We start from the raw sequence: 13,990 nt of genomic DNA on the forward strand, positions 1-13,990 counted from the left end.
ATTTTTGTAAGAATCCAATAAAAATAAAAATGAGCGAATTTGTAGCATCAGAAATTAAAAATAATATTGCCGAAATCAGTTTCGGAACACCCAAAAGTAACGCTCTTCCGGGAGCGATTTTAGAAAAACTGGCAGCAACCATCCTTGAAGAAGGAGCTAAAGATGAAGTGAAAGCTATTCTGGTAAAAAGTGCTGGTGAGAAAGCGTTCTGTGCAGGGGCAAGTTTTGATGAGCTTTTAGCAATTGAAGAACTTGAAGCGTCTACCCAATTTTTTGGTGGTTTTGCAAAAGTTTTAAATGCCATGAGAAACTGTGGGAAAATCGTAGTGGTAAGAGTTCAGGGAAAAACAACCGGTGGAGGAGTAGGAATTGCATGTGGTGCAGACTATTGCTTTGCAACAAAAGATTCAGCATTGGCTCTTACTGAAATCAATCTTGGGATTGGACCTTTTGTAATCGGACCTTATGTTGAAAGAAAAATCGGAAAATCACAATTCTCTGCCATGGCCATTGATGCAGATTTCAGATCAGCGGAATGGGCAGAACAGCATAATATTTACCATTCTGTTTCAGAGAATATTCAGGAGATGGATGAAAAATTAGAGCAATTTTTACAGACTTTAGCGTCAAGAAGCAGCGATGCTTTAGCATTAATTAAAAAAGTTTCATGGGAAGGTACAGATCACTTCAATGAGTTGATGCCTGCAAGAATTCATATGAGTGCAAGCCTTATCCTTGAAGATTCTGCAAAGAAAAATATTGAATCTATTAAAGAAAGGTTGAGAGTAAAATAAGCTGCTCTTAGCTGGTAATCCATAACGGGATTTCAATTTACATATGATCCGGAGAAGCATTTGTTTTTCCGGATTTTTTATTTCCTGTTTTTTAAATTACGTTATTGATGGTTTATTTTGTTTAATTATTTGTTTTTGGTAATAAACCCATTGTTTTTGTTTAATGTTTTTATCATTTTAACATAATTTAAATAAATGTTTAATTTTTTTTAAGCTAATTTAACGCTGTTTTGATTTATTTTTTTAATTAATATTAAATAATTGGTTAAAATTATAAATTGATTATATTTAATTTATTTAAATATCTTTTTTATTAACTTTTTATCAATTTTTGTTACATATATTTGCATTCATACTGTTAAAATATGTTAAATATGAAAATGAAGTTAATATTAACTACTGCTGTGCTATTCTTTGTAGGAGGGCACGTGGTGGAAGCCCAAAAGGCTAAACATGATACAATACCTCAGGATACTAAGATTGATGAAATTGTTGTAGTAGCCTATGGAAGCCAGAAAAGAGAAACCATGGTAGGCTCCAATACCGAAGTGAAAGCAAAACAATTTGCAGATCGCCCCATAACAAGTATCGGGCAGGCGCTGGATGGTGCCAGTGCCGGAGTAAAGGTCAGTACCGGGACAGGTCAGCCGGGAAGTTCGCCAAGTATTCAGATCCGTGGAATAGGTTCTTACGGCATTACAACATCTCCTTTATATGTGGTGGATGGTACTATTTATACAGGATCTCTTGCTGCGATTAATCCCAATGATATTGCGTCATTCAATATCCTGAAAGATGCTGCTTCTACCTCTCTCTACGGTTCAGCAGCAGCGAATGGTGTGGTTCTGATTACGACAAAGTCAGGAAGAAAAGGAAAAGATTCTTTTAACTTTAGCATGAGTACCGGAGCGGTAGGAAGATCAATCCCTGAATATGACAGAGTGAATGTATATCAGTATTATCCTTTGATATGGGAAGCCATCAGAAATGGGAGGTTAACAGCACTACCTAATTCAACGGTAGCGGATGCCAATAATTATGCAACAACACAGCTGATTGCAGGTGTGTTGAAAACTAATATTTTTAATGTTCCCAATGATCAATTGGTTGTCAATGGAGTGTTAAATCCCAATGCTCAATTAAAATATACGGATCTGGATTGGCAAAAACCTTTGATGAATACAGGATTCAGACAAAATTATGAATTGAATTACAGTGGAGGAAGCAATACGACCACCTATTTTTCTTCTGTAGGATATACTAATGAAACCGGATATCTTATCAAGTCAGATTTTGAAAGATTTACAGCCAGGTTAAAAGTGGATTCACAGGTTAAAAGCTGGTTAAAGTTGGGAACAAGTATCAGTGGAGTATCTTCCAACGGAAACAATTCTGTAGAAGGTGTAGATAGCAATTCTTCTTATATCAATCCATACAGATGGACAAGAACAATGGGTCCGATCTACAGTCCTTATGCTCATGATCCTAATACATTTGCAACCCTTTATGATAGTGCTGGAAACATAATGTATGATGCCGGAAGCGGCAGAGGTGCGGATGCCGCGGCTGGAAGAAACGTTATTCAGGAAACCCTTTTAAATAAAGATCTTTCCAAGAACTATTATATTATTTCAAGAGCCTATGCTGAGATCAAGGTAGATCCTTATCTTACTTTGTCTACCAATGCCGGGTATGATATCAGAAATAACAGAAGAACTACCTACGGAAATAAAATTATCGGAGATGCTGCTCCCGCAGGTTCAGCAGAAAAATATAGCTTTACTGAACAAACATTCACATGGAACCAGCTCCTGAATTATAAGAGAAAATTTGGAGATCATAATTTTGAATTTCTTTTAGGACATGAAAACTATAAATTCACTTACGAATATCTATATGGATATAAAAAAGGTCAGATCGTAGATGATAATGATGAACTGGTAAACTTTGTAACTCCTTCATCACTTACTTCCCGTTCAGACAACTATAGAAAAGAAGGCGTGTTTTCAAGGTTGAATTATGATTACAAATCAAAATATTTACTTTCTGGATCTATTCGTTGGGATGGCTCATCCAGATTTGCCAAAGATGTAAGATGGGATTCATTCTGGTCTATTGGTGCAGGATGGAGACTGAAAGGAGAAGAGTTCTTAAGCAATTCCAATCTTATCAGTGAATTGAAATTGAGAGGTTCTTACGGTGAAGTAGGAAATGACAGAACAGACAGTTATTATATGTACAAAAGTACTTACACTTTAGGGTATAATAATGCTCAGGAGCCTGGGATTTTATTTGGATTTTTAGCTGATCCTTCGATTACCTGGGAGGCAAACAAACAAACCGATGTGGGTATTGATTTCGGATTTTTAAATAACAGAATTACAGGTTCTGTAGAATACTATAAGAGAGTTACTGAAGATCTGATTTTTCCGGTTCCGCTTCCTGTTTCCGCAGGGGTTCCGGATAATACGATCAGTAGAAATGTAGGAACAATGTATAACCGCGGATTTGAATTCAGTATTAATGCAGATGTTATTAAAACTCAAAACTTCACCTGGAATATTAATGCGAATGCTTCAACTCTTAAAAATCAGGTTACAGAGCTTTCCAATGGCATAACAGAAATTATCAATGGAACCAAGAAAATTTCTGTAGGACACTCAGTGTATGACTACTGGTTAAGACAATGGTATGGTGTAGATCCTGCAGATGGTTCTCCTTTATTTCTTGTTGCTGATACCTATGCTAATACAACAGCTGCAGATATCAGAACAGTAAACGGAACTCAAGTGACAACAAATTTTAATAAAGCAAAGTACGACTATTCCGGGACCGCAATTCCTGATTTATTTGGAAGCTTTGGAACCGCAATTACATACAAGCAATGGTCATTATCTGCCATGTTTACCTATCAGTTAGGAGGGAAAACTTATGATTCCAACTACGCAGCATTAATGTCAAGTTACTCCCAAGGAGGAGCTTTAAGTACAGATATTCTGGACAGATGGACCACTCCGGGGCAGATTACTGATATTCCGGCATTAAATTCTACAACCTATACAAGCTCTAATGCAGCTTCATCAAGATGGTTGGTGAGCTCAGATTTTATTACATTCAGACAGGCTACTTTAAGTTATAGTTTCAACTCGGAAACCTTATCTCAACTTGGAGTATCAGGAGCGAAAATTCTCGTTTCAGGAGAAAATTTATGGAGCAAAACGGCAAGAAAAGGGTTGGAGCCAGCCCAGGCATTTAACGGTACAGCATCAAACAGGTATACCCCGGCAAGAGTTGTAACTATAGGATTTAATGTATCATTTTAAAAATTTAATTATGAAAAATATCGCAAAACAATATATAAAGTGGGCTGTTGTTCTTTCAGTCTTTACAGGAATGGCTTCGTGCCAGAGTGATTATCTGGAGACAGATCCTACTACTGCAGCGTCTGAAGAGGCGGCTTACTCAAGTGCATCCAATCTGATGGCTATTGTTAATGGAATGCATAGAGATATGTATTACAGACAAAATGATAACCAGGGACAAAACGGTCAGGGAGGAATCATGATTATGATGGATGCTTTGGCTGATGACCTTGTTTTCCCATCTACAGGAAATGGGTGGTATGTATCAACGGTGAGATGGCAGGATCAGGTAAATGAGAATGGAGCCAATGATTTTTATCCTTATCAATTTTATTATGCTTTGATCAGAAATGCAAACATGGTTATTGCTAATGGTCCTTCAGTTCCGGCACCCACTACAGCAGATGCTGCCACTATTAAAGCAGCCATTGGCGAAGCATATGCATTCAGAGCTTTTTGTTACTATATGCTGGTGCAGATCTATGGTAAAAGATATGTTCCGAATACCAACAATACACAGCTTGGCGTTCCAATAAGGCTGGTTGCTAATGAAGTTCCTTTAGCAAGAAATACTGTAGAAGAAGTATATACTCAGATTAATAAAGATCTTGATGAAGCAGCTGCCAGACTTGGTAACACAAGGGCAACAAAATCGCATTTCAATGATAAAGTAATTTTAGGACTGAGAGCCAGAGTTTCCTTAACACAAGGTAAATATGCTGCGGCTATTACAGCTGCGCAATCAGCACGGTCGGATTTTCCTCTGATGAATAATTCTACATACCTTTCTGGATTTAATAATCTCTCGGGTAATGGAGAATGGATGTGGGGCGCTACAATTTTAGCAGATCAGGGAGATACATTTTCGAATTTTGGCGCGTATATGTCAAGAAACTTTAACTCTACCAATATTCGTCAGGCTCCTAAAGCGATTAATAGTAAACTATTCCTGTTATTCCCATCTACAGATGTAAGAACTAAAAACTTTGATCCAACCGGAGCACACTCGAACCTTGGATTACCATCCACGTATTCTAAATTCCCATACACAGGACAGAAGTTCCTTGCGGCAAGCCAGGCAGACAGTAGGGTAGATGTTCCTTATATGAGATCTGCAGAAATGTATCTTATAGAAGCAGAAGCGTTGGCAAGATCAGGAAACGAAGCAGGATCGAAAGCTGTTTTTGATGTGTTTGCAAAAAACAGAAACCCTTCTTATACAGGTGCAACAACAACAGGTACTGCCTATATCACGGAAATTATTGACAGCAGAAGACTGGAATTTTGGGGTGAAGGTTTCAGATTCTTAGATCTTAAGAGATTAAATCAAGGGCTGGATAGAACAGGTGCGAATCATCAGTCGATTGTGACCAATAATGTAATGACAGTTGCTAATACAGATTTACGTTGGGAATTCCTGATTCCAAGAGCTGAGATCAATGCCAACCCATTGATTGTTCAGAACCCGTTATAAAACGTACAGATTTTAATATATGATAGAGGGCCTTGCTTATAGCAGGGTTCTCTTTTTATATAGAAGATGAGGTTTTCAATGAAAAATTATTTTCAAAATTGAGAATAAATAATTGGTAGATTAAAAATAAATTATAACTTTGTAATTCAAAGTTCTTTTTATGGATTCAAAAAACTATCACGAAGACTTATCTCATATCCGTTCTATGATGGAACGATCTTCCCGATTTATTTCTTTAAGCGGGTTGTCGGGAGTTGTTGCAGGTTTGACAGCAATTATTGGAGCAATCTATGTATATTTTGTGTTCCAGAGAGAAGGAATCAGTTATTTTGATGGAGAAAGAAATATTCTGGGTCCTGCTTTAGTTAAGGAACTTGTTCTGACGGGAACAGCCATTTTAGTGGTTGCTGTCCTTAGCGGTTACATTTTTACAGCCCATAAAAGTAAAAAGAAAGGTTTGAAGATCTGGGATGCTACGACAAAGCGACTTTTGATTACCTTTGCAGTGCCTTTGGTTGCAGGAGGAATCTTTTGCCTTGCGCTTCTTTATCATCATCTTTTTGTTTTCATTGCTCCGGCCACTTTGATTTTTTATGGACTGGCTTTGGTGGCAGCGGAACGCTATACATTAACGGATGTAAAGTATTTAGGATATCTTGAAATTATTTTAGGACTTATTTCATTATTCGTTTTGGGCTGGGGATTATTATTCTGGGCCATTGGTTTCGGAGTTTTGCATATTGTGTATGGTTTGATCATGCATAAGAAGTATAAATAGTAAAATGAATAAAGTATTCAAGTATTTCATTATAATACTTTGTGCAATTGGAGGTTTATTTTTAGTAGGTTTTATTGCAGTGACTTTAATGATTGGTTATGCTTTTGGAAGTTTTGATAAAAGCTATTCAGTTTCTGAACTGAAAGAAGAATATTCCTTGAGAGAAGTTGAAATTGCAGATTTAATTAAATATTATAATACAATTAAGCCTGAAAACTATTCTGTAGATATTGAATTTAAAAATGATAAAGTATTGAATCGTTTAACGATAACAACTAAAGATTCATCTAAAATTATCTATCAAAACTGGGATGTAAGTTCCGGTGTTTTACAAACAAAAAAAATTAGAGATTTAGTAGGATGGGAAGAAAGTGAAGTTAAAGTTTTAAAAAATAAATTAGATAAGGCCAACTGTATTTCTGTAGAAGATGGAGAGCCTTTAAAAATTGGTTTTAAGCGAAGTGGAATGGGAATGTTTTCTTTTAATATTTTTCAAAAGGCAAATACCAATAGGGGAGAATACAATGATGGATGCCAATATATCTTGGTAAATAGATATTTGGCTCTTCAATATGGAGGAGGGGCAATCGGAAATCAGTGTTTTCCTGATAAGAATTAAGAAATTATGATCAAAATAAATCAACTCAATAAAGAATTTGAAAGCCGTGTAAGACTGGGCATCATGTCCGTTCTTATGGTCAACGACTGGGTTGATTTTTCAGAAATGAAAGCACTGCTTGAAATTACAGACGGAAATCTGGCGAGCCATAGTAATGCACTGGAGAAAGCTGGTTATATTGAAGTTAAAAAAGAATTTGTAGGGAAAAAACCTAAAACTTCTTACCGTGTAACCCAGAATGGTAGACAGGCATTTAACGAGCATTTAGATGCTCTTGAAAAATTATTGGGGCGATAGTCCTATATTTTTTTTGAAAATTAACTTTGAAATACAAAGTGCTTTATAATTTAAATTTAAAAAAATGATCACACACAAACAAAAAACAGTCACAATCTTTGCTCTTCCACTGGTTTTACTGTGTATTCCATTGCTTGGAGGACTATTTTCTAAGGAAATAAACTGGTCAGCTTCAGATTTTCTGATTGCAGGAATCTTACTCTTTGAAACAGCCTTTCTTATCAATCTGGTCAGAAATAAAATCAAAACCCCAAGTCAGAAAGTCCTGTTCTGTATTTTCATATTACTGGCTCTTGTACTGATCTGGTTAGAGTTGGCCGTGGGAATATTCGGAAGTCCGTTTGCAGGAAGCTAAACATTGGGTTGGTTTATTAATCCTAAATAACTATGAAAGATTCAGAAATAATAAATTTAAGTAAAGCTGTGTTTGGAGTTTTTTTCTCATTAGGAACCCTTATTCTCCTGGCAGCACTCATATCCAAAAATAATGAATTTGCTGGTGCTGGGTATCTGCTCATTATTTTCGGGGTACCCCTAAACTTATTATCAGTACTTGGATTCTTAATATATGGTATAGTTTATAGATCAAAATTCAAAGAATGTATGATCGCCATCCTCATTTTGACGATCAATATTCCCATCGCATATATTTATACCATTATAGGTCTTAGTTTTCTCACTCATTAATATCCATAGATATCTATTTTTCAAATCAATACAGTATGAAAAAAATACGCGTTCAGTTTCTGCTTTTTGTGTATGATAAAACACAAAAACTATATAGAAAATACTTTAAAAAGAAAAAAAGACAATGGCAGTTCAACGAAAAACAGCTATTGGAATTTCAGGAAGATTCTTTGGGAAGAAAACTGGGAGAATTTTACCGGAAACATGGTTTTTCGATGATACCCAAAATGGAAAACCATGATGTACACCATCTGATTACCGGCTGTGGAACTAATTTCGAAGATGAAATTGCCATGCAATACCTGCTTCTCGGAAATGGTAAGCTCAATGCCCATCTTTTGGCAGCAATCGTTTTAGGAACAATGATCCTGCCTGAATATGTGAAAATTTATATCAAAGCTTACAAAAAAGGTCAGAACATGAGAGCTTTTCATCATTGGGATTTTGAAGAACTGCTCTGGCAGAATTATGAACATGTGAAAGATTTTATTCAGCAGAAAGAAACCGTAGTTCTTCATTAAACTAATGGCCATGAGAAAAATAAAATTCAGTCCGCTGGGGAAAAGATCATTTATTATTTCTTTTCTGTTGGGAACCCTTTTATTGATTGCATTTTGGTTGATAAGAGCAGAGTTTTTCATTGAGCTTGGCTTTTATTATGTACTTGTAACAGCGGTCATTAATATGTTTATTCTTCTGCATGAGCTGATCATTTATCTTACAGATGTTACTGATCAGAAACCTTCCGGTAATTCCGTACTGCTCTTGCTTGTTAATATCCCGGTTACGGTATTATACCTTTATATAATGGCACAGTTTCCCTGGCTAGAGACAGTTCTCAAAATTTAAATCTTTCAATCCTTTCAATTTTAAATCTTTAAATATTAAATAATTAACCTCATGAAAACACATCATTATATATTTCTTACAGCCATTCTGTTTGTCATTGTATTCTACGATCAGGATGTTGGGCTAAATCTTGGAATTCTGGGAATGATTTACGCTGTATTAACCCTTATCAGAACGCCTGAAAAAAATAAAACCAGAACCCTGTATACTCTTTTTGTAACAAGTATTCTGTCCAGTATAGCATTTGCCTGGTATGGTGATTTTCCATCCTTTATTGCCGTGGCAAGTTCACTGCTTTTGCTGGGATATAAATCGAAGAACAGAAGATTGAAAATTCTCTTTTTAATTCCAGTTTTTATTGTGAATTGCTGTACTTCATTCTGTCGCTTTTTCAGTTTTGATGAATGGCTGCCGAAGAAAAATGTTTCCGGATTGTGGCAGAAGACCTTTGCTTTTATTTTGATTCCGCTGGTACTGGTTTCTGTTTTCTTTGGGATTTATTCTGCCGGAAGTGATCACTTCGCCGCTCTTTTCACAAATTACGAACTTGATCTTAATATTTGGCAGGTATTCTGTTTATCAGTCTTAGGATTCTTTATTGCCTTTAATTACTGGAACTATGCAGTGGAAAAACTCATCTATAAAAATAATCATGTTCTGGACAATGAGTTTAGTAAAGATTCCCGGATTTCCAAGGCCACTTATTCTTTCCTTGACCTGGATGCTGAAAGAACAAGTGGCGTAATATCTTTTGTCTTGCTGAATATTTTACTGATCTTCTTCATTATTACCTATAATTATGAACAGTTTTATGAAGCGGTAAAAACTCCGATTCAGCTTTCCGAAGAAACCCATGAAAGAGTGAATGCTGTAATCATGTCTATCGTGATGGCCATTCTGGTGATTATGTTCTACTTTAAATCCGGATTTAATTTTGATCCAAAAGCAGGTTTATTGAAAATATTAGCTAAACTATGGATTTTCCTCAATGCAATTCTTGTTGTTTCTGCAGCCCTCAAAAACTATGAGTATATTGTTAATTATGCATTTACCTATAAAAGATTGGGCGTATTTGCATTCCTTCTTTTATCACTGATTGGTCTGGCTTTGACTTACATAAAAATTCAGAAGCAAAAAAGAAACATATTCCTTGTCAATACAATGATCTGGTATTTTTATGGAACCGTTTTAGTGTGCAGCTATTTTAATTGGGGAGGCTTTATTACTTCCCAGAATATGAAACGGAAGGACTTTGCGGTCAATTATCATGTAACATCCATTAATTTTAGTGAGAAAGCTCTGCTGGAATATGCGGATGATAAAAATGATCAGAAGCTTAAAAAGAGATTACAGGATAAAATGAAAAGTGAAACCTCCAAAACATTCCTATCAAAGATTATTTATTATCAAACCTTAAAATAAGCAATCATGAAAACCTTTGTTGAATCATCTCGATTTAAAATCAGTGTACTTCTTATATTGATGACCGTATTCTGTTTCAGCCTCTCAGTTTTCAGATATTATATCAGTGATACAAAAGTGTTTTTGTTTCTCAACTGGAATCTTTTTCTTGCGTGGATTCCTTTATTATTAAGTTCTTTTATTATTGCTTTTACTATCAGAAGTAAAATTTCCCTGTTTGCCATTATAATAGTCTGGATACTGTTCTTTCCCAATTCTCCCTACATTCTTACAGACCTTTTTCATCTGAGAGCCAGAAATGCTGTGCCGATCTGGTATGATCTGATTGTCATTCTCTCTTATGCCTGGACGGGATTGATCTGTGGTTTTATGAGTCTTAATGATATTGAAAAACGCCTTTCTGATTATGGCAAAAAAAATATCATCACTGGAGTGATTGTACTCTTTCTTTTCATGAGCAGCTTTGGAGTTTACCTTGGCCGATTTCTGAGATGGAACAGCTGGGATGTACTCAATAATCCTTTTGGTCTCTTCTCCGATATTGTGGTACGCCTGATTTATCCTATGGAATATACCAAAACATGGGGTGTTACAGTTTTAATGGGGATAATGCTCAACTTTATGTACTTTACATTTAAATGGGCAGGAACAAATGATGCAAAAGAATTGCAGCCGGAAAATAAATCATTAAACGGATTGGAACAGTTTTAGCATTTCAATAAGCCCAACAGAATAAATGTTGATCCATTCTTAAATTAATTATTATGAAAAAAAGCTTATTGTTAATTCCTTTGATTATTGTGGCTTGTAAAAAAGAACCTGCCGTAACGAACGTTCCGGATAAAGATTCTACAGTGGTGACAGAAATGCCGGACTCTGTTGTAAAAGCAGATTCTGTAGCATTAAGAAAAAAAGATTCAATTATTAACAATGCTCCGGCCACTAAAGAAGTTTTGCGTAAAGGAGTTATGAGAAGTGAAAAAGAAGGCCAGATCATAAGAACGGCCGATGCAAGTCAGCTTCCTTTCACACTGGGAGAAGAATTTACCAAAGATGATCAGGATTTGATTTTAAAACTGACCCATTATGACCGCCCAACGATCAAAGCGAAAATTTCAACAAAAGACAAAGATTTTAATATTCGTTTCAATCAGATCAGACTTCCTGACGGGAACTATGACGGACCCTTCGGAAGAGAAATTACGTATGAAACTCCCGGAAAAGGTGAAGTATGGCTGATTATCGGGAAAAGTAACATGGCTTCCGGAAATACCAAGGGAAGTTTTACAGTAAGCCTGGAATAAGATCAAATCAATTTGGTACAATTTCTGCAAACTAAACTCCGAAGTTTAAAATTTAAAATTATGAAAAATATAGTTCTAACAGCAATGGCCGCTTCAGCTGTACTCGTAAGTTGCGGAACCGTACAGTCGCTGGTTCAGAATACATTTCCATACACAACGAACGTATTAGTCTCTACGGGAGTTCCGGCAGATAAAGAAGTTTCTTCCACTGCAACAGCTACCAATGTACAGACATGGTTCGGAGGAAATAACAATGCAAAAATTAAAGATGTAAGAATTTCAGATGCAAAAATTTCTGTAGCATCTCCTTCAGGAGGAAATCTAAGTGCTTTCAAAACCGTTAAAATATACGTGTCATCCAACGGAACAGGAGAAAGATTGATTGCTTCCCGTTCTAATATCTCTACCAATTCTTCCAGCTTAAATCTGGATCTGAACGATACAGGATTTTTGGATGAAATTGTAAAAAGTTCAGGATTGACGGTAAGAACAGTATATGAGCTGAAGAATCAAACCTCTTCAGATATGAATATCAAAGTAGCTCTTAATTTCAGCAGCGTTCCCGCAAAATAATTCTATAAAAATTTATCATAAAAAACCCTCTTTCAAAAATGAAAGAGGGTTTGGTGTGAAGTAAAATGTATAAAAATCTATTATTTTAAAGTTTTGTCAATTTCTCAACAACTCTTCTTTGGCCTTCATTGATGTTGATAATATACTGACCCGTTGGCAGCTGGGAAATATCAATTTTTTCATTAGGTAAAACCGAATTTTTGATAACGGTACGCCCCTGAAGATTGATAATCTCAACATCTAATTTTTTATTTTCACTGCTTTGAATAGCTATAGAAGTGCTGGATGGATTAGGATAAATTTTAACCTCTAATGCAGGTAAAGTCTTAATAGGTGCTGCGAAGTTACCCTCCAGTTGAAGGATAGCATTCTTCACATTAGGAAGAGGCCCAATCTTTTGACCAGTCACAGTTCCTCCTTGGGGAATTCCTGTTGAAATTAATAAGTTTTTCATTGCTGAAGGTGTTAAATATTGACCTGTAGTTTGACGATAGAAAGACTGTATCAAAATTGCTGCAGAAGATACTACCGGAGTAGCAGAACTGGTACCGTTGAAATAATTATAGGTTCTGTTGTTATCATTATCATATTTTGCATACGATCCATAACCTGCCGCTATCACGCTGCTTCCCCATCCCTGAACATCCACTCTGTTTCCGTAAGTACTGAAACTTAGCTTTGAATGGGTGGTATTTGGAGATCCCGCTCCTACAATAATCGCCCCGCTGTTTCCTCTCGCAAGATAGGTGGCATAAAACGGATCATCCAGATTCTGATTTCCATTTCCTGCTGCTGCAATGATAATGATTCCCGAATCAGTAGCCGCTTTTGTAAGATCCCATATTACTTTATCATACTCAGCAGGACAATACTGTCCGTCTTTTCCGCCAGTCTGCATTTCATATAAAATGATATCTCCGGCCTGAGATGCATTAATAGATCGGCTTACCGCAGAAGCTCGGTTGTATCCTACAGTGGTCCATTCCATATATCCTTTTATTTCAGAGGCACTGTAAGCAGCACCTGTAAGTCCGATATTATCTTTTATCGAACCTAAAATACTCACTACTGCAGTTCCGTGGTCGCGGTAATTATTATTCGCTAATCCAGCATTCGGTGAATATCCGGGTTCAAGTTGTATAGAGTTTTGATTGGAAAGCATTTCATGAGTTTTGTAAAAACCATATTCCACATCCCTTACACGAATATTCTGTCCTGTTATGCCCCTGGACCATGCGTATTTGGCATTGATTCCCGGGTTGTCATTCAGGTAAGTCTGTAAGCTTTCCAGATCCGGAGTAGCCACAAAGGTATTTACCAAAGGGGGTTCGATAGGCTCAGCACTCATTACGGATACGTATTCTATTTCAGGAAATCTCTCAAGAGTATGGATGATTTTTTCTGAAGCTTCTTTGTTCTGAAGGGGAATATCAGCCTTATAAATTCTTTTCAGCTTTTCTACAGACTCTGTTGAATTTCCAATAGCTTTACTGTTTCTGGCCATCTCATCAAGTTTATTGGCTGTGAAATCCAATTCATACTTAAACGAAATGTGATTTTCTCTTGAAAATCTTTCCAGATCAGCGTTTCTGCTGAAAGCTGTTTTTTCTGAATTAATGCCTTTTGAAAAGCATACATAAATAATTGAATTTTGATCATTCGTCATTTTGGGCTGGTTGTCCTGACCAAAAGACAGCGTAGAACAGAACGCAAATAATGCGAAAAGGTTGATTTTTGTTTTCATACTATTTTGTTAAATGGTTGTAAATCAGTTTTGATTTACATCAAAAATAGTAATAAAATAAAAACAAATCACATTTTTGTGAATTTT

Annotated in this window: 15 protein-coding genes; 14 read left to right on the top strand and 1 reads right to left on the bottom strand. The window is 36.1% G+C overall.

All coding sequences use genetic code 11. The features are described 5' to 3' along the window. Window positions 1–29: 29 nt before the first annotated feature. The 14 genes from CQ022_RS22090 (at window position 30) to CQ022_RS22155 (ending at window position 12,159) form a co-directional block, all read left to right on the top strand. Window positions 30–794 (top strand): enoyl-CoA hydratase/isomerase family protein, encoded by a 765-nt coding sequence (locus CQ022_RS22090; protein WP_105684631.1) that lies wholly within the window; start codon window positions 30–32, stop codon window positions 792–794. Between the two features lie 380 nt (window positions 795–1,174). Beyond that, on the top strand, window positions 1,175–4,117 hold the full coding sequence (locus tag CQ022_RS22095) for a SusC/RagA family TonB-linked outer membrane protein (RefSeq protein WP_228421860.1): 2,943 nt from the start codon (window positions 1,175–1,177) through the stop codon (window positions 4,115–4,117). A 10-nt stretch (window positions 4,118–4,127) separates the two neighbouring features. Further along, the gene (locus CQ022_RS22100; RefSeq protein ID WP_105684669.1) at window positions 4,128–5,630 is read left to right on the top strand and encodes a RagB/SusD family nutrient uptake outer membrane protein; all 1,503 of its coding nucleotides are present in this window, start codon (window positions 4,128–4,130) and stop codon (window positions 5,628–5,630) included. Window positions 5,631–5,790: 160 nt separating this feature from the next. Next, a complete protein-coding gene (locus tag CQ022_RS22105; protein ID WP_105684633.1) occupies window positions 5,791–6,408 on the top strand; it encodes a hypothetical protein in 618 nt (205 codons plus the stop codon). 4 nt (window positions 6,409–6,412) lie between these two features. Next, window positions 6,413–7,027, top strand: coding sequence for a hypothetical protein (locus CQ022_RS22110; protein WP_105684634.1), 615 nt, complete (start codon window positions 6,413–6,415; stop codon window positions 7,025–7,027). A 6-nt stretch (window positions 7,028–7,033) separates the two neighbouring features. Beyond that, window positions 7,034–7,324 (top strand): winged helix-turn-helix domain-containing protein, encoded by a 291-nt coding sequence (locus CQ022_RS22115; protein WP_105684635.1) that lies wholly within the window; start codon window positions 7,034–7,036, stop codon window positions 7,322–7,324. A gap of 64 nt (window positions 7,325–7,388) precedes the next feature. Continuing rightward, entirely contained in the window at window positions 7,389–7,679 is a 291-nt protein-coding gene (locus CQ022_RS22120) for a hypothetical protein (RefSeq protein ID WP_105684636.1), read from the top strand. 32 nt (window positions 7,680–7,711) lie between these two features. Beyond that, window positions 7,712–8,011, top strand: a complete 300-nt coding sequence (locus tag CQ022_RS22125) for a hypothetical protein (RefSeq protein ID WP_105684637.1) — start codon at window positions 7,712–7,714, stop codon at window positions 8,009–8,011. 35 nt (window positions 8,012–8,046) lie between these two features. Further along, a complete protein-coding gene (locus CQ022_RS22130; RefSeq protein WP_105684638.1) occupies window positions 8,047–8,532 on the top strand; it encodes a Coq4 family protein in 486 nt (161 codons plus the stop codon). A 10-nt stretch (window positions 8,533–8,542) separates the two neighbouring features. After that, on the top strand, window positions 8,543–8,860 hold the full coding sequence (locus CQ022_RS22135) for a hypothetical protein (protein WP_123864472.1): 318 nt from the start codon (window positions 8,543–8,545) through the stop codon (window positions 8,858–8,860). Between the two features lie 51 nt (window positions 8,861–8,911). Beyond that, window positions 8,912–10,282, top strand: a complete 1,371-nt coding sequence (locus CQ022_RS22140; RefSeq protein ID WP_105684640.1) for a DUF4153 domain-containing protein — start codon at window positions 8,912–8,914, stop codon at window positions 10,280–10,282. Window positions 10,283–10,288: 6 nt separating this feature from the next. Next, on the top strand, window positions 10,289–10,993 hold the full coding sequence (locus CQ022_RS22145; protein ID WP_105684641.1) for a DUF1361 domain-containing protein: 705 nt from the start codon (window positions 10,289–10,291) through the stop codon (window positions 10,991–10,993). A gap of 53 nt (window positions 10,994–11,046) precedes the next feature. Beyond that, window positions 11,047–11,586 (top strand): hypothetical protein, encoded by a 540-nt coding sequence (locus CQ022_RS22150; RefSeq protein ID WP_105684642.1) that lies wholly within the window; start codon window positions 11,047–11,049, stop codon window positions 11,584–11,586. Between the two features lie 60 nt (window positions 11,587–11,646). Further along, window positions 11,647–12,159 carry a hypothetical protein gene (locus CQ022_RS22155; protein WP_047383035.1) on the top strand — a complete coding sequence of 171 codons (513 nt, stop codon included), beginning with the start codon at window positions 11,647–11,649 and terminating at the stop codon, window positions 12,157–12,159. Window positions 12,160–12,244: 85 nt separating this feature from the next. Here CQ022_RS22155 and CQ022_RS22160 read toward each other — a convergent pair whose 3' ends face one another. Further along, window positions 12,245–13,903 (bottom strand): S8/S53 family peptidase, encoded by a 1,659-nt coding sequence (locus CQ022_RS22160; protein ID WP_105684643.1) that lies wholly within the window; start codon window positions 13,901–13,903, stop codon window positions 12,245–12,247. Between the last annotated feature and the right edge of the window lie 87 nt (window positions 13,904–13,990).

The organism is Chryseobacterium culicis, from assembly GCF_002979755.1.
Taxonomy (GTDB): domain Bacteria; phylum Bacteroidota; class Bacteroidia; order Flavobacteriales; family Weeksellaceae; genus Chryseobacterium; species Chryseobacterium culicis_A.